The following is a 25,078-nucleotide window of genomic DNA, read 5'->3' as shown; positions in this document are numbered from 1 at the left end:
TCTGCATCGTTGCCGGCGCGGGATCACTAGCGAGGCACCGGAACCGAAGCCAAAATCCCGTCCAGAACCCCGTCGGGCGTGGCACCTTCAAGCTCGGCTTCTGGGCGCAGCATCACCCGGTGGCGTAGCGTCGGGCGGGCCATGGCCTTCACGTCGTCGGGAGTGACATAGCTGCGCCCGGACAGCCAGGCCCAGGACCGGGCGGTGGCCAGCAGTGCCGTTGCCCCGCGGGGTGACACACCCAGTTGTAGCGCGGGGGAGGATCGCGTCGCCCCAACGATGTCGACGATGTAGCCCAGCACCTCATCGGCGATCAGCACCTGGCGCACCGCCTCGCGGCCGGCCGCCAGGTCCGCCGGCCCGGCCACCGGCTTGATCGCCGACAGGTCGCGCGGATCGAAGCCATGCGCGTGGCGGCCGAGGATGGCGATCTCGGCGTCGCGAGCCGGCAACGTCACATTCAGTTTGAGCAGGAAACGGTCGAGTTGGGCTTCGGGCAACTGATAGGTGCCCTCGTATTCGATGGGATTCTGGGTCGCCGCGACGATGAACGGGTCGGGCAGCGGCTTGGGTTGACCCTCCACGCTGACCTGCCGCTCCTCCATCGCCTCGAGCAGCGCAGCCTGCGTCTTGGGCGGGGTCCGGTTGATCTCATCGGCCAGCAGCAGGTTGGTGAAGACCGGACCCGGCCGGAACACGAACTCCGCGGTGTGGGTGTCATAGACCAGCGAACCGGTGACATCGCCGGGCATCAGGTCAGGGGTGAACTGCACCCGCTTGAACTCCAGCTGCAAGGCGGCCGATAGGGCACGGATCATCAGCGTCTTCGCAACTCCCGGAACACCTTCCAGGAGCACGTGGCCACGACACAGCAGCGCGATCACCAGGCCGCTGATCACCCCGTCCTGGCCGACGACGGCCTTGGCGATCTCGGTGCGTAACTCCAGCAAGGCATCACGGGCCGATGCTGCGATCGGGGTCTGGGCTGCAGGGGCTTGCGGGCTGGAAGGAGACGGTGTCACGAGTGTGTGACCTGCCTTTCGATCTCGTCGAGCGTACGGGCAAGTTGTAATAGATCGTTGTCGGTGGCCGGGGGCGGACCGAACAGGTGGTATCGAACGAACTCCGGGTCGGCCCCGCTGCGCTGGGCTACGGTCATCACCACCGCCGGCGGCGCCGCGTTCGAGCCGATGCCGAGACGAGGGACCAGCCGCTGCAGGGTCGCCATGCGCAGTGCTTCCGCGGCGCGGTCGCGGGCCCGGCGGGACCGGTACAGCCGAGCGCGACCTTCGACGGTCTCCGATGCGCGGACCACAACGGGTAACTCCTCGGCCACCAGCGGACCGATCCGCCGGCCTTTCCACAGCGCCACCAGGATTACCACCAGCCACAGCTGCCAGACGATCCACGTCACGTTCGCTGGAATCAGGTCGTAAATAGATGACGGAGAAGACTTTTCGCCTTCGATGTGGTTGGGCGCGTACCAGACGACACGGGGCTGGGCGCCGGCGAGGTTCATCGCCAGCGCCGCGTTGCCGGCCTGCAACAGGCCCCCGTTGGTCATGAAGTTGCTACTGCCGACCACGGTGATGGTTCGGCCATCGTCGCGAAAACGGACCAATGCCCCGCCGTAACAGCTGATTAGCGTCAGGTCGCCCTTGGCGCGATAGGTGTCGGCGGGCCCGAAATGCACAGATCCGGCCCGATTCGCTTCCCGCAGCGGACAATCCGGTTGGCTGTCGAATGGTCCGGCGGTCGCCATGCGCAGCCCCGGAGTTAGGGCGCTGCGAGTTCGCGATGTGGGCTCCACCAGTAACAGGTCGCCAGGGGCTTTGGCCAGCCGATCCAGTACCGAGTTATCGGTCAGGTAGTGACTCTGGGCCACCAGCAACAATGTGTCAGGCCGGGCCGAACCCTCGACATCGGCGATGGTGCGGGCCACCACCACCTCGACGCCGTGCTCGCGCAGCAGCGTCACGAGGGCATGCGCACCTGAGGATCCGGTGGATTCGGGGTCCATCGTGCCGCCGGGGCGCGGTGCCGTCAGGTATGTGGTGATGGCGGCGACGACGGTGATTGCGGCCAGGATGAGCAACACCCCGCGCCAGGGGCGCCGTTGCCGAGCGGCCGGTCCGGAGCCCGAGCGTGCGGGGATCACCGGACCCGCGCCCATGACTCGAGCGCGGCGGGCTGCGCCACCGCCGAAGGCGCGGTTGAACGGAACCGGATGTGGTCATCCAGGTCGGCGATCATCTGGTAGGCGGCTTGGGTTCCGGGCCGTTCGCCGTAGGTGACGTCGTTGAACGCGGTCGCTGCCCGCGTCAGCTCCCCTGTCAGGTGCGGCAATGCCGCGCCGGCGTCGTTGGCCAGCTCGTTGGCGGTACGGCCAGCAACCGGGGTGACCACGCCGGTCTCCTCCAACTGGCGGGCGACAGCGCGTAGCCGGTGCCGGATCGCGGCGGCCCAATTACCTTCGGCCGCATAGCCTTCAGCCGTCGCCCGGTGTTGGGCGGCAGTCAGTTGGCCGACGTCGAAAAGCTGGTAGTCGCCACCACGGTTGGTGCGCATGGTGCGCCGTGCGATGCGGACGGCGACGATCACGGCGACCACCAGCAGGGCGATCAGCACGGTGACGGTGAGCCACCCGCCAGATACCGAGTTGGCCTTCTCCACCAGCCGGTAGAGCAGCTCGTTGATCCAGTCGTTGATCTGGTTCGCTAGCGAATCCTTGGGATAGATCGGCTTGTTGAGCTCACGCTGCGCGGCCTCGTGTGCGGCATCGCGGTCGATGTCGATGGAGGGCACGGTCAGTCAGTCCTCACTGGTCGGTTAGAAAGGCCGCGTGAGCCACAGGTTATCGGTGGACTCCACAGCGGCCGGCCCGCCGGCCGGGCCGGTTTGTAAACCGGACTGAAGCACCAGGTCGAAGGCCTCGGCGCGCATTCGGCGATCCGTGTACAACAGCACGACCACCCCGGCGGTGAACGGCGCAGTGATGATCTGGCTCACCGCGCCACCGATGGACGACAGCGTGGTGCCGACGAGCAGCATGGTGGTGGACCCCGCGACACCCACCAATATCTGCCCGACGAGGCTGAACGGCGCCGAAATCGCACCACCGACCACGCCCACCACGAGCGCCGCTAGCAGCCGGATACCGAACACCCTCCAGAAGCCGTTGCGGACCAGCGCAAAGGATCTGGTGATCGCGTCGACAAGCGGCAGCCGCTCCAGGACGATCAATACGGGCGCGAACAACAGCACGGTGTACAGGTAGGCCAGCAGCACCACTACCAGGAGCAGCAAGGGGAAGCCGAGGAGGACCGCCGCCGCTCCATTGGCGACCGCGGCGACCCCGACCAGGATCACGATCACCAACCCGACCAGCGCCACCACGCCGACGGCTTCGAGCATTGCCAGGCCGATCAGCGTCAGCAGGCGACCGCGGACCTTGGCCCAGGCTTCGCCGACCGTGATCGGCGACCCGAACACGGCCCGCCCGACGACGACGGTGAGCATGCCGCTGAGCAGCATTCCGCCCAGCCAGCTGAGCAGGACACCGCCTCCGATCGAGGCGAGCCAGGCGAGAACGACACCGCCGGTCAGCTCGTCGGGCTCCCCCGTCGAAAACCTGCCGTACGCGACTAGGGGTCCCAGAGTGGCTGCCAATGTGATGACCTGCATGATCACCACGACAATGGCCGTCAAGCCCAGAGTGGCCTTGGGGTTGGCGCGGATGTAGCCGACCGCGCCGTTGAAGATGTCGCTCAGGGTCAGGGGCCGCAGTGGGATGATTCCCGGCTTCACCGCTCCCGGGACAAGTGGCGGACCGTATTGGGAGCCGGGCGGTGGTCCGTAACCGGGCGGTGGTCCGTAGCCGGGCGGTGGTCCGTAACCGGGTGGTGGTCCGTAGCCGGGTGGTGGTCCGTAGCCGGGTGGTGGTCCGTAGCCGGGCGGTGGTCCGTAGCCGGGCGGTGGTCCGTAGCCGGGCGGTGGTCCGTAGCCGGGCGGTGGTCCGTAGCCGGGCGGTGGTCCGTAAGCCGGAGGCACACCGTCATACCCGAATGTGGGGTAGCCGGTCGGTGGTGGCTCAACCGGATAACCAGGCGGCAGTGTGCTCACTGGGTGCAGCGCCGGTCGTCGTTGGTCATGGGCTCCATCCTGTCGGCGGGCGGGGCAATTCACAACGTAAGGCGCGTAGCGTCTCTACCATGGCGGAACTCAAATCTCGGCTCCGGTCGGACCTCACCGAGGCGATGAAGGCCCAGGACAAGCTACGTACCGCGACCCTGCGCATGCTACTGGCTGCGATCCAGACCGAGGAAGTCTCCGGCAAGCAGGCAAGAGAGCTCTCGGACGACGAAGTGCTCAAGGTGCTGACCAGGGAGTCACGGAAGCGCGGTGAGGCCGCCGAGATCTACACCCAGAACGGTCGTGGCGAACTCGCCGCCAACGAGCACGCCGAGGCACGGATCATCGATGAGTACTTGCCCACTCCGCTCACCGAGGCAGAGGTCGCCGACGTGGTCGACACCGCGATAGCCGAAGTGGCCGAGCAAATCGGGGAGCGACCCACGATGAAGCAGATGGGACTGGTGATGAGGGTGGCCACTGCGATTGCACAGGGCAAGGCTGATGGGGCACGCTTGTCCGCCGCGGTGAAGGAACGGCTTTAAGACTCTCGCACCGGGGTACCCGGGTGGTATGACCCGATTTGGCCACACCCTGATTGCCCAGCAGAGTCGCCCGAAAGACCCTGTGAACGATGCGGTTTGGGCCGAAGAACGTGCGTGACGTGCACGATCATCCGCGAGCTGTTCGGCCGTGGGGTGGTGCTTCGAACTAACACACAAAGAAGGAGTACGGTATGTCAAACGAGTTGCAAGGAAAGACGATCGCCATCCTGGCCGCCGACGGTGTCGAGAAGGTTGAACTACAGCAACCGAATGCAGCCCTACAGCAAGCTGGTGCCGTCGTCCAGGTGCTGTCACTGCGGCCCGGTCAAATCCATGCGCGCGAACACGATCTCGAGCCGGCCGGAACCTTCGCCGTGGATCGCACGGTGTCGGATGCATCGGTATCCGAATTCGATGCGTTGCTGCTGCCCGGCGGCACGGTAAATCCCGACAAGTTGCGTCGGGACGATTCTGCCGTGGCGTTCGTGCGCAACTTCGTCGACTCCGGAAAGCCGGTCGCCGCGATCTGCCATGGTCCGTGGATCCTGGTCGAGGCCGGTGTGGTTTCGGGGCGAACGCTGACTTCGTACCCAAGCATCCGCACCGACCTTCGCAATGCAGGAGCCAACGTGGTCGATGAGGAAGTCGTCGTTGACGGCAATTTGATCACCAGCCGGTCGCCGTCTGACCTCGCGGCGTTCTGCTCGACGATCATCCACGAATTCGCGCGCGTCGCCGCGAGCTAGTCACGCCGGCGGCGTCAGCCGGGCGCTCGCAACTTCGGGCTCAGACTGACGCTCATCCCGCCGCTGCCGACAGCCGGAAGATGATATCGATGGTGGTTCCGTTCGGAGTGCTGTCGACTTTCACCGACTCACTGATTGTCTTGATCAAAAGCAGACCCCGACCGCCGCTGCCCGGCCCGGCGGTCGGAGGCTTCCACGAACCGGAATCAGTTATCCTCGTGTGGATTTGGTCGCCAACGGCCTTCACCTCGAGCAGCATCGTTCCGACGTCATGCCCGCGATAAGCATGCTCGACGCAGTTTGTGCAGGCCTCGCTAACCACGAGCACGATGTCGCTGACCTGCGCCGCGGAGACACCGGCGACTCGCAGCCACGAGCTCAGCTGACGCCGGATGATGGCCAATTGTGCTGCGTGAGCATCGGTTTCGAGCCAGAGCGGTGGTAGCTCGTGCCGGTACGCGACCATGGCGACATCGTCGTCATAACCTGCCGGTGGCGCCAACTGGCGCAGCACGGCATCGGCGAGATCACCGATCGGCAACCGCATGGTGTCCATCAAGACCTCGGCGACGCGCGCGAGGCCATCATCGATCGACTCATGCTTACGCTCCACCAAGCCATCGGTGAATAGCAGCAACGTAGAGCCGGGCAGCAGTACCTGTGATGCTTGCGGACGAGTCTCGTTGCGGCGCACGGCGAGCGGTACCGACGCGGCGTCGGTCAAGAACATCGTCGGTGACTGCTTATACCCAGCCCCGGCAAGCACGGCGGGCATATGCCCGGCGTTGCTGTACTCCAGGATCCCGGACTGGGTGTCCAGGATTGCCAGAAACACCGTGGTGCAGTACGCATCTGGAATGAGCGACGCCGCGGCGTCGAGCTGCTCGAGTAATAGCGCCGGTTTCGCGCCGGTAAGCAATAGCGCGCGAGCCGAGCTGCGAAGTTGACCCATGATTGCGGCGGCTGGTAGCCCGCGGCCTACACAGTCGCCGACGACGATGCCGATGCGGTGATCGTCGATGGGCAATACGTCATACCAGTCGCCCCCGATCTCGAGCGGCGGGACTGCGGGTTCGTAGCGAACGGCAAAGCCTGGGGGCGGTTTCAGCGGAGGCAGCAGCGCACGCTGCAACGTCAGCGAGGTTTCGCGGGCACTCTCGAACTGGCGAACATGCTGGATTGCCAAGCTGAGATGGCCGATGAGCACCGTGACCAGAAGCCGGTCCTCGGCGATCACCCAGCGAGGCGCGCGAAGCTCCAACCACAACGCAACGTCGCCGGTGCCAGAGAGCACCGCTACCATTCCCTGGGCCTTACCTGGAGAGTCTGGCCACTCGATCGTCCGGGCCGTCAAGGGAAGCTGATGACGCGCGTCCTGAAACGTCTGGCGCAGCAACGGATCCAAGCCGCGCCAGGTCGATTCGGCCGGCTCGCCCGTTACCTGGACGGTTGGTTCGCCGTCGCCCGGCGGCCACATAACCAAGACCACGCGCCGCACATCTACCGCGGTCCGGCACTCTTCGAGCGTGATCGACAGCACCTCCGCAACGCTTTTGGCTACGCCAACGGCCGTGGCAAGGCGCAGGACCGCGCTTTCCCGTGCGGCAAATGCCCGCTCCGCCGTGATATCTCGAATCGTTCCGACGTACACATCGAGGTCTGAGCCAGGCCCGGTAACCGCGTTGATGCTCACCGTCACCCAGACGAGATGGCCGTTTCGATGCCGAATGGGTGTCTCGTACTGGGCGCTGCCTTCCTTGCGGACGAGGTTTTGCTGTTCCAGCGCCGTCTTTTTGTCAACCAGCCATGGGTGTGGCCACCGGTAGGGCAGATCCTCGGCGGGATAGCCCAGGATCTCCGAGAAGGCGTGGTTTATCTCGACCACCGCGCCGTCGTGGTCGGCGACGAAAAACCCTTCCTGCAGCGAATTCACCAGTGCGCTGCGAAACCTGTCCCGATTTGCCAGATCCTCTGCGCGGGCCCGTTGCTCCTCGTACCGCTTGGTGCCGTCGAGAAACCCGCGAGTTGCGACATCGAGTGCGGCCAGCGTCTGCAACAGGAATTCCAGTGCCGCCGGTGCGTCGACCTGGGAGCGCTTGGAGAGTTCATCGACCATACGGGCGTGGTTCTCGATGATGTCGAGCATGCTGATTTGTTCTTGCAGGGCCCGGCGTCCCAGCTCGTGGCCGACGGCCAGGTTGTCCTCACCGCGCGCGTCCAGGTAGGTACGCAGTGCGGCAACGTAGTGGGCGTGAAATTCGTCCGCGTTGGAAATGTCGGTCATGGCAAGGCACCCCGATGACGGGCGGCAAGCACCATCGCGTCGTCGGTTTCCTTCGCATGCTTGTCGATGATCTGCTCGGCTATGGCTGTGGCGGTGGCGGCGAAGTCGATATGGTCTAGGTGGTCTCCGGCGATGCCGTCAGTGGCGATGACGAGCAGGTCGCCGGTACGTATTGAAACGCGTTGTGCGGGTAGGATTTCCGGTGTGCGGTAACCGACGATCCCACCAGTTAGGCGCGCGGAGGACCGCACCGCGACGCCGCTCACGCCCTTGGCGACCAGGTTGGCGCGCACGTTCCCAACCCCGGTCCATGTCAGCGTGCTGGCCTCGAAATCGATTCGGGCCAGGGTCATTGCGATCCCCCTGGTGCCGGTCAACACCCGGTGACAAAGTTGCACCAAGACTTCGAGTCGTTCGCCACCGGTGCGTCGGAGTACGTCGGCGGCGGTGAGCGCGGCAGTTGCGGCTGCCGGGCCGTGACCGAGTCCGTCCAAGACGCCGAACAGGGCAGCTGTGCCGTCGATGTCGACCGCGATCGACTGGTCGCCAGAGACGTATTCGCCCGGTCGTGGACGACCCATCGCCGCCCACTCGATCGGCCCGAACCGCCCAGTCTTATGCACGCGAAGGAACCCATTTCCACATTTCGATGACCGTTCCACGGCCAAGCGCGGATTGCACGATCATCCGATCCATCAGGCGTCGGGCACCGGGCAAGCCCAGGCCGAGCCCGCGGCCGGTGGAGTATCCGTCTTCCATCGCACGGTCGATATCGGCGATACCGGGACCGTCGTCCTCGGCGCGAACTACCAACGCCTTGCGGCCCTCCCGGTCCTGCACCGCGACCGACACCTTGCCGTGGCCGGCATAGCTGGTGATGTTGCGGGCAACTTCAGAGATCGCCGTGGCGATCATTGTGACATCAGTCAGCGAGAATCCCAGATCGAGGGCAAGCTGATGTCCGGCTTTGCGGGCAGCGACTATGTCGTCGGGTTGACGTATGTTAACCACGATGTCATCCGGCACCGTCGCGCCCGATCGTCGATCTGCCAAGTCCCAGTTGCCGATTCAGCAGCGCTATCCCCTCTTCCAGGTCCAGCGCGGTGTTCATGTCGTCAAAGGTGAGGCCCAGTTGAACCATCGCGAAGGCCACCTCTGGCTGCAGGCCGACGATCACGGTCTCGGCGCCGCGTAGCCGGGTCATGTGCGCGATCGTCCGCAGCGACCGGGCCGCGAACGAATCCATCACATCGATGGCGGTGACGTCGACGATGATCCCCTGGGAACGGAATCGGCTGACCCGTTCCATGAGCTCGTACCGCAGTCGTTCGGTGTCGGAATCGGTGAGCGCGGCCTGGACCGTGGCGATCAGAATCGCGCCCTGTTTCAAGATTGGTACTGGCATCGCCGCTAGTTGTGGTTGTCGTTACCCGGTTTGCTCGCCAGTGCGAGTCACCTCGTATCCCAGCAAGCGCTCGGCTTCCTCGATACCGCCTTGTAGGTCGCCGACGGCATTCATCTTCGACAGGTCCAGCCCGATCGTCACCAGGGTCAGCGCGATTTCCGAGGAGAGGCCGGTGATGATTACGCTCGCGCCCATCAACCCAGAGGCGTCAACCGTCTGGACCAGATGGTTTGCCACCGTGGAGTCGATGGTGGGCACACCGGTGATGTCAATGACCACCACTTTCGCCCGGTTCGCCCGAATGGCCCGCAGCAGCTGTTCGGTGAGCTGCCGGGCGCGCTGGCTGTCCAGCACGCCGATGATCGGCAGAATCAGCAACTGCTCGCGCACCTGCAGCACTGGCGTCGACAGCTCACGGATCGCCTCCTGCTGTTGCCGGATGATGCGCTCGCGTTCCTGCACGAAGCTGACGGCCACGGTGTTGGCGATACGGTTGGCCGCGGGTTCGTAAGCGTCGAGAACCCGGTTCAGCATCCCGAACTCTGCCTGGTACTTCTCGAACAGTGAGCGGGCGAGGACGTCGCGCAACAGCAGCACGATCCCAACGACCTCATCGGTTTCCACACCTCGGGGGATGATCCGTTCCGACAGGTCGCGTGCGTAGGCCTGCAGCGCCTCGACGCTACCGGTCTCGAGGACCTCTACGTAGTTGTCGTAGACGGCGGTCGCTTCAGAGAAGAGCTCCTCGGGCGTCATCGCGGTAAGCAACTCGGCGTCGGTGATCCTGCGTGCCCACTCCTCGCGCAGGGCGGTTCGATTGCGGCGCAGGTGTTGGACCAGCTGTGGCAGCAGACCTTCGCTGGATATGTTCACCGTTTGCGCCGCGGCGCTGGGGATATTGAAATCCGACGGCGAATCTGGCATCTGGCCTCCCGCTGCTGTGGTCGCGCTCCGCACCGAACGCGAGTCCTATGGGGAGACTAGCCCGACTCGTCCCATCCGACGTGTTGAGGTCTTATTCTTCTTGCAGTTCGTGCGGCAGGTTAGGCTTGCAGCACACCGACGGTTCAGACTAAGGATCGCCCATTGTCAGCTCCTGATTCGATCACCGCCACGGTTGCGGACCACGATGGGGTCGTCGTACTAAGTATCGGCGGCGAGATTGACCTGGTGACGGCTCCAGCCCTGGAGAAGGCCATCGGCGCAGTAGTTGCGGACAATCCAAAGGCGCTGGTTATCGACCTCTCGGCGGTGGAATTTCTCGGCTCGGTGGGCCTGAAGATTCTGGCCGCGACGTATGAGAAGCTCGGCAGTTCCGCTGAGTTTGGAGTAGTCGCGCGGGGTCCGGCGACCAGGAGGCCGATTCATCTGACCGGTCTGGACAAGACATTCCCGCTGTATCCGACGCTGGACGACGCCTTGACCGGCGTGCGCGACGGCAGGCTCAACCGCTAGGGCGCCACCTTGGCGCGAGACCATTTGTCGAGATCGACGTTTTGCAGGCCGCCTCTCGCGCTTTGTCTGCAAAATGTCGATCTCGCGCAGCTGGAGGCTTGCTAGGAATCAAGATCACTGACGAGTTGACCGGAATTTGCTTAGTTTAGCTAAATGCTGTGGCGGCCGAACATCGGCGCCGGTACCCCAGGAAGCCGCTTTTGCTTGCGCTACTTTGGGTCCCGGGTCTTTTCGGCAAGGTCGCCATCGGTATCGGCAGCGCTCCAACGGCGGCGTTCTCACCGCGCATCCGAGTGAACACTATGAACGGCGCGGCATTCTGGCGCCAATCGTTGACACCGAGTGTCAATGCAACGTGACGGCCCTGCCGCCAAACGATGCGATGATCACGGCTATGGATGTCGACCATCCGGCATACGACCAGCCGTGGGATCACCGCGAACGCGGAGAAACCGAAGCCGAGCGGCTCGATCGCAACTGGGCCAGCCTGTTACAGGAGCTGCGAGTGACGCAGACGGGAGTGCAGCTGCTGACCGGTTTCCTCTTGACGCTGCCCTTCCAGCAGCGTTTCGACCTTCTCGGTGACACCATGCGGGCGGTGTATCTGGCGACAGTGGGATGTTCGGTGGGGGCGACGGTAGCGCTGATCGCGCCGGTCGGCATGCACCGGCTGCTATTTCGACGGCATCGGCTCCTGGTGCTGGTATCGGCGGCCCACCGGTCTGCGTACGCCGGTTTGGTGCTACTGGGTCTCGCGCTGACCGGGGTGACGGTCATCATTTTTGACGCGGTGTCCGGACACGCTGCGGGCATCATCGCCGGGACGTGCGCGCTCGCGTTGTTCGCCGTGTTCTGGCTGCTGGTCCCCCTCTGGCTACGTAGCCGAAATCTAAAGCTGCGGGATTCATAAAGCCGCTGGGCCGCGAGTGTAAGTAATTGGGCGCGTGCGTAATTGTGAGGGGCTCCGACGTTGGCAAGACAACGGGAATCAGAAAGTTGTTGTCCGAAATGCGAAGTGATCGTGCCGCGTGAGCCGGTCTGCCGAAATGCCCATCCGTATCACGCTTTTGGGTGATACTTCTCTGATGCGACGCAAGAGCTGGCCACGGGTAGGCAGGTTCCGCTACATCGCCCGCGAAAACCGCTGGGAGTGGTCCGACGAGATCATCCGGATGCATGGCTACGAGCCGGGGCGTGTCACTCCAACCACTGATTTGCTCCTTGCGCACAAGCATCCCGATGACAAGCCGACGGTATTGGAACTGATCGAGCGAGCGTGTCGGTACGGGGTGCCGTTCAGCAATCGGCACCGGATCATCGATAGCAGCGGCGATGTGCACATCGTGGTGGTAGTCGCCAACCCGATCTACGACGGCCGAGGCGTGGTTACCGGTGCCGCAGGGTTCTTTGTCGACATTACCCAACAGTTCCAGGCCGACGTACAAGAGCAACTCACCGGCGCGGTGCTGGCGGTAAATGCCCGGCGGGCGGTGATCAATCAGGCCCTAGGCGTGCTGATGCTACAACACGGGCTGGACGCCGATGCCGCGTTCGAGCTTCTGACCAGGCTTTCGCAGAGGTCAAACACCAAGGTGCGGATCCTCGCCGAACGCATCGTGGCCGATGCGGCGGGACGCGAGGTGCCGCTCAATGGCGTGGCCAGCGCGGTCGGCGGACCGCTACGCGTGCCCCAGGGTGTCAGCAATTAGCGCTAGCCAGCGTGTGCAACGTGTCGCGTGTGGTACGACGCACGCGCCTGCTCGTAGATGCGCATCGCGTCGAGCGCAACCCGGTCCCACGTGAAGCGCGATTCCGCTCGTAGCCGGCCTGTCGCGCCCATTCCCTCACACCGAAAGCTTTGTTCCTGAAGGGTTTTCAATGCACCGTGCAATTCACTGGGTTTGTTCGGCGACACCAGCAGTCCGGTCACGGAGTGAACCACGGTATCGGCCAACGCGCCGACGGCGGTTGCCACCACGGCGACGCCGCTGGCCATGGCTTGCAGCGCCGTCGTCGCCCGCGGCGCCTGCTCTGGTGTACAGACAACCACGTCGGCGGATCGCAGCAGCGCCGGCAGTTCGTCAGCCACCACCGAGCCCAGGAACCGGGCCCGTTCGCTCACCCCCAGCTCGGCGGCCAGGTGTTTCAGTCTGCCTCGTTCCTTGCTGTGGCGGTGATCTGAGGCAGCGGATTCCGCACAGACTAGCTCCGTACCGGCTAGCTTGCCCAAGACGCGTACCGCTTTGTCGAATCCGTTGCACGACAGTGGGTTTGGTTCCAAGCACAGCACCCGATGGAGATCCGTACGGGCCAGCGCAGGGCCCACCGGGCTGTAGCGTTGGACGTCGACACCGGTGGACAAGACGGATAGGCGGGACCGGCTATGACGTAGTCTGGCCAGCGCATCAATGTCGTCGTTGCTGCCACCGGTCACCCACGTTGCGTTGCGGGCCAGCAGCGGTACCAGGCGGGCGCGTTCGGCGTTGATCGGTAGAGCGCCGGCGGTACCCATCATCGAGACCAGGCCATGAAAGCTCTGGACGGTGGGCAGGCATAGCTGCCGTGCCGCCAACTGCGCCGCCAGACCGCCCAACCACCCGTACCCGTGCACGACGTCAGGTCGATCGGCCGACCAGACGCGGGCGAGTTGGGCCGCGCAGTCGCCGACGAAAGGCAGCACCTCCTGCGCCGACAGTGCCTTGGCTGGACCCGCGCGCATCGCGACGAGCCGAAAGTCATCTTCGGCCATCATTGCAGCGTCGCGATGCTGTCGCCGAAAGTAGGCCGTGACATCATGCCCGCGCGCCGTTAGCGCGGCACATAGTTGCTTGCAATCGTCGGCGCTGAGGTCGTCGTCGTGGACGATTGCGATCCTCACCGCGACTCCCTTCGCGTGTGGGCGGCCATCTCGCAATTCAGCCGGGTACCCGGCCGCGGCGGCGGCTAAACGAGGGAAGTCGGAACCAAACGCAGATGGCGTTACGAATGCCGTTGCGCATGCCTGGGTGGCGGCGGTTTCACCGGCATGCCGATCGTGTGAAAGGCACTGTCCGGCATATTATCTCGCCGGTTCGAGCTGCTTGGGTTTGATGAGCGCGACACGGGGCATCCTTGCAGTGGCGTTACATCACGTATTAGGGAGGTGGCGTTCGTGCCGAATCCGTCGATCAAGAGCGAGAAGCTGTACGAGGATTTGCGCCGTAAGGGCGAATCGAAGGAGAAGGCGGCCCGGATATCAAACGCCGCAGCGGGCCAGGGAAAGTCCTCGGTGGGCCGTAAGGGCGGCAGGGCCGGTTCCTACGAAGACTGGACGGTTCCGCAACTGAAGAAGCGGGCCAAAGAACTGGGTATGTCGGGATATTCGAGTCTGTCGAAAGACAAGCTAGTCGCCAAATTGCGTCACCACTGAGCGGCTCGGCAACGCCTGGTGGCTAGCCTCTGATGCCGAGCCGCTCCACCAACACCAGGAAAGCGACCGCGAAATCGTTGTCTGCCGTCGCAGCCTCAATGAGGTCCCAGTCCAGCTGCTCCCGGATGGCTCGCACCGCGGGCAGCAGCACAGCGAAGTTGCAGTAATGCTCGGTAAAGGCGCGCAGCTTTTGGATCAACACCATCGTCGGCGGCAGCACCGGCATCGAAATCGCCAGCACCACACGGTCTTCCACGCATTCCAGGTTGGCCGGCTGCACCGGCACGCCGTTGACGCGGTAGAGCACATCCACGACCATCGCGCCGGTGCGCGCCTTGAATAGCCAGTCTTCGGGGGGATGTTCGACCTCGAAGCCGGCCTTGCCGAGCGTCGTGGTGGCGGCCTGCACGTCGGACTCGGCGATCAAGAAGTCGACATCGTGACTGGGTTCCGGTGCGCCGTAGGCCCACAGTGCGTAGCTGCCCGCCAATGCGAAGGGCGGTCCATGCTGCTTGAGCGCCGAAGCGGCACTACGCAGCGCTTCGCGCAACTGGGTGCGCGCGTCGCCGGGGGAGCCGCCGCCCGAGCTCAGGGTCATAGTGGGTTAAGTCATACCCCATCATCGGTGTCGGCCAACCGTTTAATGGGCGGTGAAACGGGCAATCAGCAAAACCATGTCAGCCGCAGCGTCGCGCGCCTACGACTGGGCGGCCCTGGTGATTCCCGCCCACAACGTCCTGGTACGCCAACCAGCCGGTGCCGCCCCTGACACAGTTGTAGGGGACTTGGCATGACCGCCGGGTTGGTGCAGCACTGGGTGGATTCCGGCCGTTTGGAGGTGCCCCTGCCGGCGTCCGGGCATACCGCCGAACGCTGGCGGCGGCTAGCAGGGCTCGCCGAGGAGGACATCGCCGCGGCCCGCATAGCCGAAGCCCATCTTGACGCTGTCGCGATACTCCACGAGTTGGGCGGCAAACCTCCAGAGCCGGGTCAATTGTGGGGAGTCTGGGCGGCCGAATCTTGCGACGCCGTGCTGACCGCGACAAACTTCATCGGCGACGAGTTCACGCTCAACGGCACCAAGGTATGGTGCCCGGGCGCCGGGTTTTGCACTCACGCGCTGGTCACCGCCGATGTGGGCGAGCACAAGCTTGGACTGTTCTCGGTAAGTCTGACCGATCCAACCGTCAAGCCATTGCCGAGCACGTGGTGGAACCCAGGGATGGCCGGCAGCGATACCCGGTCGGTGCAATTCACCAACACGCACGCGGTCGCAGTGGGGGAACCCGGTGCCTACTTGGCACGGCCCGGCTTCTGGCACGCCGCAATCGGAGTGGCCGCTTGCTGGCTCGGTGGCGCATGCAGGGTCGCCGATCCGCTCTACCGCTGCGCCGGAAGCCAATCGGCTGACGCGTACGCGCTCGCACACCTGGGCGCCGTGGACGCCGCGCTTGCCGCGGGCGACGCAATGCTCAGCACCGCGGCGGCCGAGATCGACGCTGACCCATTTGACCTGGCCGGTAACGCTCAACTGCTGGCCCGCCGCGTCCGCACCGTGGTGGAACATGCCGTAGACGAAGCCATCACCCGCACCGGCCGCGCACTCGGCCCGGGCCCACTATGTCAGGACGGCGGGCATGCGCAGCGGGTCGCCGACCTGACGATTTATATCCGACAAAGTCATGCCGAGCGGGATTTGGCCGAACTGGGGCGACTTGCCGGGCGGGCTACTTGAGGGCCATGCCGGCAGACGGCTCGGCGGGAGCTGACGAAAGGTCGTTGGCGGCAGGCGAGACGGTACCGGGAGCTTATGGGTAGTCATGCGGGTGGCGACCTTCAACATCCTGCATGGCCGCACCGTCGGCGACGGAGTGGACATCCAACGGCTACGGGATTGCATACGCCTTCTTGACCCCGATGTGCTGGCCCTGCAGGAGGTCGACTGCGACCAACCTCGTTCCGGCAATGCGGATCTCACCGCGACGGCGGCCGAAGCCATGGGCGCGGTGGAGCATCGGTTTGTCGCGGCGATCTCGGGCACCCCCGGGGCGACCTGGATGGCCGCCACCGGCCGTGAACAGCCCGGGACCGCGGGCTACGGTATCGCGCTACTGTCCCGATTCCCGGTGGCCAGCTGGCAGGTGGTGCGATTGCCCCGCGTTGCGATGCGCTTCCCGATGTACCTGCCGGGGCCAAACAAGGTGATGATCGTCAACGAAGAGCCGCGGACGGCGGTCATCGCGCGCTTGCAGACCCCCCTGGGCCCGATGACGGTCGCCAATACCCATCTGTCCTTCGTTCCTGGCTGGAACCGGCGTCAACTGCGTCGGCTGGTTCATGCCCTGCGCGGCCTCCCGGGCCCGCGGTTGCTGACCGGGGATCTCAACCTCACGCCCGTCGCCGTGCGGCGCTGGTCGGGCATGCGGCCGCTAGCGACAGCGAAAACGTTTCCGGCGGCCACCCCGGACCGCCAGCTGGACCACATCCTGACCGACGATCGTGATCTGCGTGCCGGCGCCACTGCATCCGAGTTGATGCCGATCTCCGATCACCGGCCGCTGGCGGTCGACCTACACCGGTAGTCGTCGGCTAACCCGAAGTTATAGTGTCCCGCGAAGTTGATTTGCGGTGTGAGCTGGGCCGATGGGTGACGACCTCGACACTGACACCACGGCGACGACACGCCGAGAAGGCCCGCCCAGGTTTCAGTTTCGATGCCGCAAGGATGGCTGCGGCCCCACGGTGACCAGTGCTCCCCAGCAGCCCTGTAGCCAGAACGACTCACCCGCTGAACGAACAAAAACCTAAGTCAAACCCGAAAAATTGCTACCTAAACAGCCGTAACTTCCGGCTAGCGCCAACCCCGGTTCGTCGCCAAGGGGGTTTGCGTCTGGTTCGGGTGGCTATTCAACCGCCATGAAATTCAGTAGCAAGTCCGCAGGCTTTCGGGTAGCCGGTATCAGCGCCGGGTGCCTGCTCGGTGGGATTGCCTTCGGGGTGCTCGGCGCGCCATCGGCCGCCGCCGCGCCTGACTGCACTCGACTCGACGCCGAGACCGGCCGGGCGGTCACGGCGGCCTACAACCAGCCGGCTCCACCGTCCTTCGTCACCCTCCGCAACTATTTCCTCGAGCATCCGCACCACTACAGCGATTTGACCGGCATGCTGGCCCTCATCGGCGACATCGAAGGCCAGTGCTATACGGCGATACCCCCGACGCAGCTGGGGTCCCTGGCCGCCTGACCCGCCCCAACCAGGCTGCCCGGGCTTCGGTTCACGGCGCGCTAACGGGCGCGTCGCTTGTCGTTGGTTTTGCGCGTGTGTGGAATTTCTTGACGTTGATGCGTGTGGCCCGCACCTCAATTGGGTACTGACTGAGCCACGGGTGGCACCTGCCAAGTGCGTAACCCGGTCACTCAGCAGGAAGGAATGCCAATGCGGACCGCTAGCGATTACGACGCACGTCGGGTGTCCGACGCCGAGCCCGCGGACAGGTCTGTTCTACGTGATCTGGGATCTGCGTTGCCGACAGTGGCCACGGCAGTCGTCGACGACGACCCAAACGATGCCTCCTTCTTCGAACTCCCCGGGGCGGATCTGTCCAGCGAAGAACTGTCGGTGACCGTGATTCCCCAGCGAGCCGACGAGTTCACCTGTTCGTCCTGTTTCCTGGTGCAGCACCGCAGCCGGCTACGCAGCACCAGCGGCGGACGCATGATCTGCGCTGACTGCATGTGAACGTCGCCGCGCCGCGACTGTCACCTTGACCCGTCAGGCGTGCCGTGTTTCTGTCGTCAGCGTGTCCGTACCTTGTCCGGAGAGCGGACCGGATGCCCTGAGCCCGCCACCGGGATTGCCCGCCCCGCGTGGGTTTCGTACCGCCTTCGCCGCGGCATATGCCGTTGCCTACCTGGTCGGTGGGGAGCGCCGGATGCTGCGACTGATCAGTCGCTACGGACCGATCATGACGATGCCTATCCTCAGCCTCGGTGAGGTTGCGATCGTTTCCGATCCCGCACTTGCCAAAGAGGTCTTCACTGCCCCGACGGACGTCCTACTCGGCGGCGAAGGCGTGGGCCCCGCGGCGGCGATCTACGGGTCTGGATCGATGTTCGTGCAGGAGGAGCCGGAACATCTTCGGCGGCGCAAACTGCTGACGCCTTCGCTGCATGGCGCGGCTTTGACCAGTTACGTGCCGATCATCGAGAACTCCACACGCGCGGCGATGCGCAGCTGGCCGGTTGACCGCCCGTTCCAGATGCTGGAGGCGGCGCGGTCGCTGATGCTGGACGTGATCGTCAAGGTCATCTTTGGCGTCGAGGAACCCGACGAGGTGCGGCGGTTGGGCCGGCCCTTCGAACGCCTGTTAAACCTTGGTGTCTCAGAGCAATTGACGGTTCGCTACGCACTGCGTCGGTTGGGCGCGTTGCGGGTGTGGCCGTCGCGGGCGCGAGCGTTCCGGGAGATCGACGACGTCGTGATGCCGCTGATCGCCCAGCGGCGCGGCGATCCGGGCTTGACCGAGCAGTCAGATGTTCTGGCGTTGCTCATGTGCGCGTGTGGCGAAGATGGTGAACGCTTGTCGGACAGCGAGATTCGCGACGACCTGATCACCTTGGTGCTGGCGGGTCACGAAACCACCGCGACCACGTTGGCGTGGGCCTTCGACCTGTTGTTGCATCACCCCGATGCGCTGCAGCGGGTGCGCGAGGAGGCCGTCAGCGGTGCCGAAGAGTTCACCACGGCGGTGATCAACGAGACCCTGCGGGTGCGACCACCCGCGCCGCTGACCGCGCGTGTTGCCGCGAAACCGTTTCGGATCGGCGGCTACTGCGTAGATGCCGGCACGCGAATCGTCGTCCATATCATCGCGATTAACCGCCACTCGGATGTCTACGACCATCCCAATGAGTTTCGGCCCGAGCGCTTCCTGGGCACCCGGCCGCAAACATTCGCGTGGGTTCCGTTCGGCGGCGGCGTCAAACGCTGTCTCGGGGCGGCCTTTTCGGTGCGAGAGTTGATCACCGTGCTGCACACGTTGTTGCGTGAGGGCGAGTTCAGCGCTGTCGACGCGCGGCCCGAGCGGATCGTGCGACGGTCCATCATGCTGGCGCCCCGACACGGCACCCGGGTGGTGTTCCGGCCGTATCGGTCTTTCCAAGAATCCTTTGAGAACCTTCCAAGCGGTGGTGGTGAACCTCGTCTCTGAACAACCGACGAGGGGAGCCCGCGAATGACCAGCACCGACCAGACCGACCCGGTTGCGGGCGTCACACCTGAGGTCAACGTCCACGCCCGGGCCGCGCTCGCTTTCGGCATCGTGGGGGCGGTGGGTTTGAGCATCATTTGCGCCGTCGCCGCGCTATGCCAAGTCAAATCCCGAGACGAAGGTCGAGGATTAGCCGTAGCTGGCCTGGCGATCTCCGCTGTATGGATCGTCGTATTCTTCGCGCTGGCCCGCGTGCACCTCGTGTAGCGGGATTTGAACTCACGGCTGTTCGTCCCGAACTTCAAGTACTGGGTGCCAGCATGAAATAATTTGCGCGATTGGCCGGCACCCGCTGTGCCGTTCCAGAGTGGCCTGACGGCTCGTGCCGAGCATGGCTGTGCCCGAACCAAGCGCCGTAACTAACCTGTACTCCGCGATGGAACGTATCGCATCCGCCCGCGACACCTTGCTGAACGCCGCGGTACCGGTGGATCATCCACGAGTACAGAAATTGCTGCCAGTTTTGCGACGGATCGCGCGGGGACGTAGCGGTGCGCAAACAGCTTGAAGTCGCGTGGCTTCGGGTGGCCGCGGATCTAGTAGTCGTCGCGCGATCGGTCGACCTCCGATGAGTTGCCCACCCTTACCTCGCCATTAGACTTCCCGAGGATGGAATCCGGTGAGCTGCGCATCGATGTTCATCAGCTAAGAGCCACGGCCAGCCAATGGCGTGAACTAGATGCTGACCTTGGCGTGCTCGCGCCACCATTGCGGGGGCAGCCATGGCAGCCCATCACAGCCGCGGTAAGCGGTGTCCACACAGCGATGGGTCTCGCTGCGGCGGCGTTGGCGGTCCGAACACAGGCGACGGCGGGAGCGGTCGAGGCCGCCGTTGCGGGGTATGTCACCAACGAAGCGGTTGTCGGGGCTGAGATGGCTGTTGTGCCGCAATGCAGGGCGGTGTAGATGCTGCCGTCCCTGTCGCAAATCCAAGACTGGGACACCGAGCATCTCATTGCGGCGGCCCATTACTGGACGAAGACCGCCGATCACTGAGAAGACGTGTTCTTGCAGATGCGCAACCAGTCCCACCTCATTGTCTGGGAAGGCGCTGGGGGTGATGGGCTGCGCGAGCGAACCGCCGGCGATCTCGCAATCGTTAGCAGTAAGGCCGATCATTTGCGGCAGGCGACCCAGATTGCCCGTGACGGCGCCGGAGTAATCGGCGCAGCCCAGCGCAGGGTCATCTATGCCGTCGAGGACGCCCTTGATGCCGGCTTCAACGTCGAAGAAGACCTGTCGGTCATCGACACCCGAACCAGCCGGACCGCCGCAGAACGGGCATCTCGTCAGGCCCAAGCGCAAGCATTCGCCGGCGACATCCGCCGGCGCGCAACACAACTGGTTGGGCTGGAACACGAAGTGGCCGCCAAAATCAGTGCCGCCACCGCAGCCCTTCATGCTGTCAGTTTCCCCGAACCCCCAACCGCGCCGGCGCGACCGATACCGTCGCCCCGCAACCACAAGCCGCACATCCGGGCCGTCGACCGGCACACCTTCAAACAAGACCCGCTATCACCGGTGCCGGGCGACCCGAAAGACATGACAGCTGCGCAGGCCCGCGCCGCATGGGACGCCGTCAACGCAGATATAGCCCGCTACAACGCCCGATGCGGGCGCACGTTTGTCCTGCCGAGCAGGCAGCCTATGACGCCTGCATCGCCGACAAGGGTCCTCTCCTTGAAAGACAAGCTGCAATCAGAGCCCGATTAGGGGAACTGGGTGTACCAGTAGAAGGCGGAGAGCCAACAGCTCCCGCTCCGGGGGAGCCGCCAGCGCCGCAAAATGTACAAGACACACTAAACGAGGTAGATGCTGGAAAATGGCCCGGAGCCGCGAATGCGCCGGGAACTAAGGGCGGAAGTACTTTCAACAACACCGAACAACTTTTGCCAGCCAGGGACGCATCTGGCAATCCGATTACCTACAAAGAGTGGGACGTCAACCCAAAGGTTCCGAACCAGGACCGCGACCTCGAGCGCATCATCACCGGCAGCGACGGATCGGCGTGGTATACCACTGATCATTACCGAACGTTTCACCGGATTCGATAGTGATGGTACACAAACGTGAACTTAGATGAGTTCCTCGCGCAGGCCGCTGAGCACGGACCCTGCGTGGGTGTGCACCCCGAGACACCATCGCCGTTGGCGCCCCCCGCCGGTGTCGAGGTGCGAACAATCGCCGGGGCGCGCACAAAAACTCTCGACGCCTTATTCGACGCCTTCGCCGAAGCCTGGCACTTCCCGCCTTGGTTCGGGCGCAATAGAGACGCCTTTGATGATTGCATGCGCGACTTCGATAACTTGATAAATACATCTACCGGAAAGCCGCCCGCTCCTGGCTACCTCACTGACATAACCGATGCGCACCTACTCTTGGTTGAACAACCCGATCTGTTTCCTTGGTTCGCCAACACAATGCCGTTTTACCGGGATTACTACCGCGACGAAGCCAGCCCGCCAGCGGCCTTCGGCTTATTGCTTTCCGCTCCCGCCGACCAACTCCACGAAGTTCGCGAACGTTGGCTAACCGTCGGCATCCAAATCGCGGCAGTTTCCGTTTGAGCACAACGTCCAAACCTGCGCGCCTGGGCTTCTGGACGTGGCCATGTGGGCATCCAAGCTGAGCGGAACGCCGGAGTAGGGCCGCCTCGTCCTTGCCAGTGTTCCGCGCGGCGAAGTCGATGTGACGAGTGAGTCGGCGGTTGTCGAACTGCCGCCGGGAGGACTCCACGGATGAATGCCGTCCGAGCCCGTCGCTGCGGCGGAGGGCACACTTGTCGGCCCGAAGTGCCTCGACGTGACATGATATCAGGAGATATCATTCGACCGTGAGTGACGTATTGATCCGCGACATACCAGATGACGTGCTGGCAGGCCTCGATGCACGAGCGGCTGAGGTGGGCTTGTCGCGCGTCGAGTACATTCGCCGCCGCCTTGCCCAGGATGCCCGGACGATACGCGTGCGGGTCACCGCCGACGACCTCCAACGGCTCGGACAGGCGGTTATGGGCCTCGCTGACGCGGAGTTGATGCGCGAGGCATGGGGGGAATGACCGAAGGGGAGTGGCTGATTGACAAGTCGGCCCTGGTCCGACTTGGCCATAGCTCCGATCGGGACCTGTGGGCAAACCGCATCGAGCGCGGCCTAGTCCACATCAGCAACTTGACACGCCTGGAAATTGGCTATTCGGCCCGATCCGGAGATGTCGCGCGCCGTGAGTTCCGCGAGCCGCCCCTGGCGGCAATGCCAGTCGAGTACTTGACGCCGAAGATTGAGGACCGCGCCTTGGAAGTCCAGATCCTGCTCGCCGATCGGGGTCAGCACCGCGGTCCGTCAATTCCCGACCTCATCATTGCGGCCACCGCCGAGCTTTCCGGGTTGACCATCCTGCACGTCGACAACGACTTCGACACCATCACCGCGGTGACCGGACAACCCGCGACTCGCCTGGCCTACGCCAGCACAGCCAAGGGGGGCCGTTCGGGCGCGCTGGACAATCTTGAGCAAGCTCGCGAATCTACCGCGGACTGACTGCGGAGTGGGACAAAGGGCCCCACCGGATTGACGGCCAGGCCCTCTAATCTGCTCTGATGAGAGTCGGGGTGGCGGGATTTGAACCCACGGCCTCTTCGTCCCGAACGAAGCGCGCTACCAAGCTGCGCCACACCCCGCTTGAAGCCACGACAGCCTATCGCACTGGCCGGGGGGCTGGCCAAACCGCAGGCTGGGCGTCAGTTCCACGTGCAGGAGCGTTCGAACTCCACCAGTGCTTGGGCCGGGCCGGTGGGATCGAGCCCCTGAGCGGTCACCCATTCATCGTTGAAATACGTGTCGGTGTAGCGGTCGCCGCTGTCCGCGAGCAGTGTCACTACCGAACCGCTGCGGCCTTCGGCCACCATCTCGGCGAGCAGGCCGAAGGCGCCCCACACGTTGGTGCCCGTCGACGGCCCCACCCGGCGGCCCAGGACGGCACTGACATGGCGAGCGGCGGCGATCGAGGCCGCGTCGGGAACTGACACCATGCGGTCGACCACGTCAGGCAGAAATGACGGCTCCACCCGCGGCCGGCCGATGCCCTCGATACGCGACGAGGTGGGCATGACGATGTCGTACCGGTCTTCCGCGTAGGCGGGAAAGAATGCCGAATTCTCCGGGTCCACAACGCACAACCGCGTCATGTGCCGCCGGTAGCGGATGTAGCGGCCGATCGTCGCGCTGGTTCCGCCGGTGCCGGCGCCGACCACGATCCAGTCCGGGATCGGATGTTGTTCTTCCCGCATCTGTATGTAGATCGACTCGGCGATGTTGTTGTTGCCGCGCCAGTCGGTGGCGCGCTCGGCGTTGGTGAACTGGTCGAGGTAGTGCCCGCCGGTCTCCGCCGCAAGACGCGCGGCCTCGGCGTAGACCTGACTGGAATTCTCTACGAAATGGCAACGGCCACCTTGCGATTCGATCAGCGCAATCTTGGAAGCGCTGGTCGCCGCGGGTACCACGGCGATGAACGGCAGACCGAGCAGGGCCGCGAAATAGGCCTCGGAGATCGCCGTCGAACCCGACGACGCCTCGACTACGGTGGTGCCTTCCTCGATCCACCCGTTACACAGCGCGTAGAGGAACAGCGAGCGCGCCAGCCGGTGCTTGAGGCTGCCGGTGATGTGCGTCGTCTCGTCCTTGAGGTACAGCTCGACGTTCCCGTCGGTGCCCCAAGCCGAAGGCAGCGGGTAGCGCAGCAAGTGGGTGTCGGCGCTGCGCCGCGTGTCGGCTTCGATCAATCGGATTGCGTTGTCCGTCCAGCTGCGGGACTGGCTACGGACCGCGATGCGGGCCCGATCGCTCAACGCACCGAAGCGGTTGGTTGTGAACGGCCCAGGTTCCTGGTCGAATCTCGGCCGCCCGTCGGGGCGGCAATCAACGTCAACAGGGTCGCCTCCGGCCGACAGCAGAACCGCACCGGTGCAAACGGTGAGGTGCCGATCCCGGCGGAAACATGCAGCCGCATGGTTGCACCCCACCGAGACGCTCCCTTGGCCCGGGAACGGTCCAGGCCGCAGTTGGTCACCAGAGCCCCATAGAACGGCAGGCACAGCTGCCCGCCGTGGGTGTGGCCGGCCATCACCAGCTGGTAGCCGTCGGCGGCGAAACGGTCCAGCACCCGTGGCTCCGGCGAATGGGTTAGCCCCAGCCGCAGGTTGGCCGCCGCGCTTGCCGGGCCCGCGATGGTGTCGTAGCGGTCCCGGTCGATGTGCGGGTCGTCCACACCCGCGGCGGCAATGTGCAGCCCGGCCACCTCGAACTCGCGGCGAGTGTGGGTGAGGTCGAGCCATCCACGTTCGGTGAATGCCGCCCTCAGGTCCTGCCAGGGCAGCGGCTCGCCGCGGACCCGGTGCTCCGGGTTGGTCAGGTAGTTCATCGGGTTTTTCAGACGCGGCCCGAAGTAGTCATTGCTGCCGAAGACGAAGACGCCCGGGCGCGACAGCAGCTCGCCGAGGGTCTGGACCACCGCGGGCACCGCCTTGGGATGCGCCAGGTTGTCGCCGGTGTTGACCACCAGATCGGGTTCCCAGCTCGCCAGCTCGCGCAACCAGGCCTGCTTGCGGCGCTGGTTGGGCAGCATATGGAGATCGCTGATATGCAGCACCCGCAGTGGCGTGGAGCCCGGCGACAAGACCGGCATGGTCACCTCACGCAGGACGAACGCGTTGCGCTCGACGAACGCGGCGTAACCGATGCCGGCAACCGCCGAGCCGAGCGCGACGGCACCTGTGCGTAACACGATGGGCAGAGCAGCCATGCCAGGCAGCCTACTGCCGATCGGGGACTGGCCGCGC

Annotated in this window: 29 protein-coding genes, 1 tRNA gene and 3 pseudogenes; 19 read left to right on the top strand and 14 right to left on the bottom strand. The window is 64.5% G+C overall.

Features of this window, described 5'->3' with window-relative positions:
• Nucleotides 1–26 precede the first annotated feature (26 nt).
• Genes AADZ78_RS25715 through AADZ78_RS25700 form a run of 4 tightly spaced genes read right to left on the bottom strand, consistent with a single transcriptional unit; the run spans nucleotide 27 to nucleotide 4,185 of the window.
• Nucleotides 27–1,022 (bottom strand): AAA family ATPase, encoded by a 996-nt coding sequence (locus AADZ78_RS25715; protein WP_085251764.1) that lies wholly within the window; start codon nucleotides 1,020–1,022, stop codon nucleotides 27–29.
• Nucleotides 1,019–2,173, bottom strand: a complete 1,155-nt coding sequence (locus tag AADZ78_RS25710; RefSeq protein ID WP_085251765.1) for a DUF4350 domain-containing protein — start codon at nucleotides 2,171–2,173, stop codon at nucleotides 1,019–1,021. The genes AADZ78_RS25715 and AADZ78_RS25710 overlap by 4 nt, the downstream gene beginning before the upstream one ends.
• A complete protein-coding gene (locus tag AADZ78_RS25705; RefSeq protein WP_085251766.1) occupies nucleotides 2,155–2,805 on the bottom strand; it encodes a DUF4129 domain-containing protein in 651 nt (216 codons plus the stop codon). The genes AADZ78_RS25710 and AADZ78_RS25705 overlap by 19 nt, the downstream gene beginning before the upstream one ends.
• Nucleotides 2,806–2,829: 24 nt before the next feature.
• Nucleotides 2,830–4,185: a hypothetical protein gene (locus AADZ78_RS25700; RefSeq protein WP_308204483.1), complete on the bottom strand. Its 1,356-nt coding sequence runs from the start codon at nucleotides 4,183–4,185 to the stop codon at nucleotides 2,830–2,832.
• A gap of 26 nt (nucleotides 4,186–4,211) precedes the next feature.
• On the opposite strand from AADZ78_RS25700, the gene AADZ78_RS25695 reads away from it, so the two are divergent.
• Both AADZ78_RS25695 and AADZ78_RS25690 read left to right on the top strand, forming a co-directional pair.
• A complete protein-coding gene (locus AADZ78_RS25695; protein ID WP_085251768.1) occupies nucleotides 4,212–4,676 on the top strand; it encodes a GatB/YqeY domain-containing protein in 465 nt (154 codons plus the stop codon).
• Nucleotides 4,677–4,867: 191 nt separating this feature from the next.
• Nucleotides 4,868–5,422, top strand: coding sequence for a type 1 glutamine amidotransferase domain-containing protein (locus tag AADZ78_RS25690; protein ID WP_085251769.1), 555 nt, complete (start codon nucleotides 4,868–4,870; stop codon nucleotides 5,420–5,422).
• Between the two features lie 52 nt (nucleotides 5,423–5,474).
• Here the strand turns inward: AADZ78_RS25690 and AADZ78_RS25685 are convergent, their stop codons facing one another.
• From AADZ78_RS25685 to AADZ78_RS25665, 5 genes are read right to left on the bottom strand one after another with little or no spacing between them, the layout of a single operon-like run.
• On the bottom strand, nucleotides 5,475–7,706 hold the full coding sequence (locus tag AADZ78_RS25685) for a SpoIIE family protein phosphatase (RefSeq protein WP_085251770.1): 2,232 nt from the start codon (nucleotides 7,704–7,706) through the stop codon (nucleotides 5,475–5,477).
• Nucleotides 7,703–8,329, bottom strand: a complete 627-nt coding sequence (locus AADZ78_RS25680) for a SpoIIE family protein phosphatase (protein ID WP_139828870.1) — start codon at nucleotides 8,327–8,329, stop codon at nucleotides 7,703–7,705. Before AADZ78_RS25680 ends, AADZ78_RS25685 begins: the two co-directional genes overlap by 4 nt.
• On the bottom strand, nucleotides 8,322–8,732 hold the full coding sequence (locus tag AADZ78_RS25675) for an ATP-binding protein (protein ID WP_139828871.1): 411 nt from the start codon (nucleotides 8,730–8,732) through the stop codon (nucleotides 8,322–8,324). The genes AADZ78_RS25680 and AADZ78_RS25675 overlap by 8 nt, the downstream gene beginning before the upstream one ends.
• Nucleotides 8,722–9,111: an STAS domain-containing protein gene (locus AADZ78_RS25670; RefSeq protein ID WP_085251771.1), complete on the bottom strand. Its 390-nt coding sequence runs from the start codon at nucleotides 9,109–9,111 to the stop codon at nucleotides 8,722–8,724. Before AADZ78_RS25670 ends, AADZ78_RS25675 begins: the two co-directional genes overlap by 11 nt.
• Before the next feature lie 21 nt (nucleotides 9,112–9,132).
• Nucleotides 9,133–10,035, bottom strand: coding sequence for an STAS domain-containing protein (locus AADZ78_RS25665; RefSeq protein WP_085251772.1), 903 nt, complete (start codon nucleotides 10,033–10,035; stop codon nucleotides 9,133–9,135).
• Nucleotides 10,036–10,197: 162 nt separating this feature from the next.
• Between AADZ78_RS25665 and AADZ78_RS25660 the strand changes: the two genes are divergently transcribed.
• The 3 genes from AADZ78_RS25660 to AADZ78_RS25650 all read left to right on the top strand — a co-directional run bounded on the left by AADZ78_RS25660 (nucleotide 10,198) and on the right by AADZ78_RS25650 (nucleotide 12,275).
• On the top strand, nucleotides 10,198–10,566 hold the full coding sequence (locus AADZ78_RS25660; protein ID WP_085251773.1) for an STAS domain-containing protein: 369 nt from the start codon (nucleotides 10,198–10,200) through the stop codon (nucleotides 10,564–10,566).
• A 394-nt stretch (nucleotides 10,567–10,960) separates the two neighbouring features.
• A complete protein-coding gene (locus tag AADZ78_RS25655) occupies nucleotides 10,961–11,476 on the top strand; it encodes a DUF6328 family protein (RefSeq protein ID WP_085251818.1) in 516 nt (171 codons plus the stop codon).
• A 175-nt stretch (nucleotides 11,477–11,651) separates the two neighbouring features.
• On the top strand, nucleotides 11,652–12,275 hold the full coding sequence (locus tag AADZ78_RS25650; RefSeq protein WP_085251819.1) for a PAS and ANTAR domain-containing protein: 624 nt from the start codon (nucleotides 11,652–11,654) through the stop codon (nucleotides 12,273–12,275).
• Between the two features lie 2 nt (nucleotides 12,276–12,277).
• On the opposite strand, the gene AADZ78_RS25645 is transcribed toward AADZ78_RS25650, so the two are convergent.
• Nucleotides 12,278–13,444, bottom strand: coding sequence for a glycosyltransferase (locus AADZ78_RS25645; RefSeq protein ID WP_085251775.1), 1,167 nt, complete (start codon nucleotides 13,442–13,444; stop codon nucleotides 12,278–12,280).
• A 273-nt stretch (nucleotides 13,445–13,717) separates the two neighbouring features.
• Between AADZ78_RS25645 and AADZ78_RS25640 the strand changes: the two genes are divergently transcribed.
• Complete coding sequence (locus tag AADZ78_RS25640) at nucleotides 13,718–13,975, top strand: DUF7218 family protein (RefSeq protein ID WP_085251820.1); 258 nt, start codon at nucleotides 13,718–13,720, stop codon at nucleotides 13,973–13,975.
• Between the two features lie 22 nt (nucleotides 13,976–13,997).
• Here AADZ78_RS25640 and AADZ78_RS25635 read toward each other — a convergent pair whose 3' ends face one another.
• The gene (locus AADZ78_RS25635) at nucleotides 13,998–14,573 is read right to left on the bottom strand and encodes a nucleotidyltransferase (protein ID WP_085251776.1); all 576 of its coding nucleotides are present in this window, start codon (nucleotides 14,571–14,573) and stop codon (nucleotides 13,998–14,000) included.
• 192 nt (nucleotides 14,574–14,765) lie between these two features.
• Between AADZ78_RS25635 and AADZ78_RS25630 the strand changes: the two genes are divergently transcribed.
• From AADZ78_RS25630 to AADZ78_RS25570, 13 genes and pseudogenes are all read left to right on the top strand, one after another.
• Nucleotides 14,766–15,710 carry an acyl-CoA dehydrogenase gene (locus tag AADZ78_RS25630; RefSeq protein WP_085251777.1) on the top strand — a complete coding sequence of 315 codons (945 nt, stop codon included), beginning with the start codon at nucleotides 14,766–14,768 and terminating at the stop codon, nucleotides 15,708–15,710.
• 85 nt (nucleotides 15,711–15,795) lie between these two features.
• Nucleotides 15,796–16,557 carry an endonuclease/exonuclease/phosphatase family protein gene (locus AADZ78_RS25625; protein WP_085251778.1) on the top strand — a complete coding sequence of 254 codons (762 nt, stop codon included), beginning with the start codon at nucleotides 15,796–15,798 and terminating at the stop codon, nucleotides 16,555–16,557.
• A gap of 334 nt (nucleotides 16,558–16,891) precedes the next feature.
• A complete protein-coding gene (locus AADZ78_RS25620) occupies nucleotides 16,892–17,218 on the top strand; it encodes a heme-binding protein (RefSeq protein ID WP_085251779.1) in 327 nt (108 codons plus the stop codon).
• A gap of 192 nt (nucleotides 17,219–17,410) precedes the next feature.
• Nucleotides 17,411–17,713: a DUF4193 domain-containing protein gene (locus tag AADZ78_RS25615; protein ID WP_085251821.1), complete on the top strand. Its 303-nt coding sequence runs from the start codon at nucleotides 17,411–17,413 to the stop codon at nucleotides 17,711–17,713.
• Nucleotides 17,700–19,184 carry a cytochrome P450 gene (locus AADZ78_RS25610; protein ID WP_139828872.1) on the top strand — a complete coding sequence of 495 codons (1,485 nt, stop codon included), beginning with the start codon at nucleotides 17,700–17,702 and terminating at the stop codon, nucleotides 19,182–19,184. Before AADZ78_RS25615 ends, AADZ78_RS25610 begins: the two co-directional genes overlap by 14 nt.
• 24 nt (nucleotides 19,185–19,208) lie before the next feature.
• Nucleotides 19,209–19,451 (top strand): hypothetical protein, encoded by a 243-nt coding sequence (locus AADZ78_RS25605; protein WP_085251781.1) that lies wholly within the window; start codon nucleotides 19,209–19,211, stop codon nucleotides 19,449–19,451.
• Nucleotides 19,452–19,853: 402 nt separating this feature from the next.
• Complete coding sequence (locus AADZ78_RS25600; RefSeq protein WP_085251782.1) at nucleotides 19,854–20,150, top strand: hypothetical protein; 297 nt, start codon at nucleotides 19,854–19,856, stop codon at nucleotides 20,148–20,150.
• A pseudogene (locus tag AADZ78_RS25595) lies at nucleotides 20,151–20,309 on the top strand (hypothetical protein); the annotation flags it as partial.
• Between the two features lie 54 nt (nucleotides 20,310–20,363).
• Nucleotides 20,364–21,011, top strand: a pseudogene (locus AADZ78_RS25590) (hypothetical protein); the annotation flags it as partial.
• Between the two features lie 23 nt (nucleotides 21,012–21,034).
• Nucleotides 21,035–21,298, top strand: a pseudogene (locus AADZ78_RS25585) (ribonuclease domain-containing protein); the annotation flags it as partial.
• A 117-nt stretch (nucleotides 21,299–21,415) separates the two neighbouring features.
• On the top strand, nucleotides 21,416–21,811 hold the full coding sequence (locus AADZ78_RS25580; RefSeq protein WP_169726360.1) for a barstar family protein: 396 nt from the start codon (nucleotides 21,416–21,418) through the stop codon (nucleotides 21,809–21,811).
• A 266-nt stretch (nucleotides 21,812–22,077) separates the two neighbouring features.
• Nucleotides 22,078–22,302, top strand: a complete 225-nt coding sequence (locus AADZ78_RS25575; RefSeq protein WP_085251785.1) for a FitA-like ribbon-helix-helix domain-containing protein — start codon at nucleotides 22,078–22,080, stop codon at nucleotides 22,300–22,302.
• Entirely contained in the window at nucleotides 22,299–22,781 is a 483-nt protein-coding gene (locus AADZ78_RS25570) for a PIN domain nuclease (RefSeq protein ID WP_085251786.1), read from the top strand. Before AADZ78_RS25575 ends, AADZ78_RS25570 begins: the two co-directional genes overlap by 4 nt.
• A 66-nt stretch (nucleotides 22,782–22,847) precedes the next feature.
• Here AADZ78_RS25570 and AADZ78_RS25565 read toward each other — a convergent pair.
• The 3 genes from AADZ78_RS25565 to AADZ78_RS25555 all read right to left on the bottom strand — a co-directional run bounded on the left by AADZ78_RS25565 (nucleotide 22,848) and on the right by AADZ78_RS25555 (nucleotide 25,041).
• Nucleotides 22,848–22,921: transfer RNA gene (locus tag AADZ78_RS25565), tRNA-Pro, on the bottom strand.
• A 60-nt stretch (nucleotides 22,922–22,981) separates the two neighbouring features.
• Nucleotides 22,982–24,088 carry a PLP-dependent cysteine synthase family protein gene (locus AADZ78_RS25560; RefSeq protein ID WP_085251787.1) on the bottom strand — a complete coding sequence of 369 codons (1,107 nt, stop codon included), beginning with the start codon at nucleotides 24,086–24,088 and terminating at the stop codon, nucleotides 22,982–22,984.
• The gene (locus AADZ78_RS25555) at nucleotides 24,085–25,041 is read right to left on the bottom strand and encodes a metallophosphoesterase (RefSeq protein WP_085251788.1); all 957 of its coding nucleotides are present in this window, start codon (nucleotides 25,039–25,041) and stop codon (nucleotides 24,085–24,087) included. Before AADZ78_RS25555 ends, AADZ78_RS25560 begins: the two co-directional genes overlap by 4 nt.
• Between the last annotated feature and the right edge of the window lie 37 nt (nucleotides 25,042–25,078).

Origin of the sequence: Mycobacterium riyadhense (genome assembly GCF_963853645.1) — a bacterium.
Classification (GTDB): Bacteria; Actinomycetota; Actinomycetes; order Mycobacteriales; family Mycobacteriaceae; genus Mycobacterium; species Mycobacterium riyadhense.
Note: the sequence above shows the minus strand (reverse complement) of the source record. Positions and strands in the feature narration are given on the sequence as shown.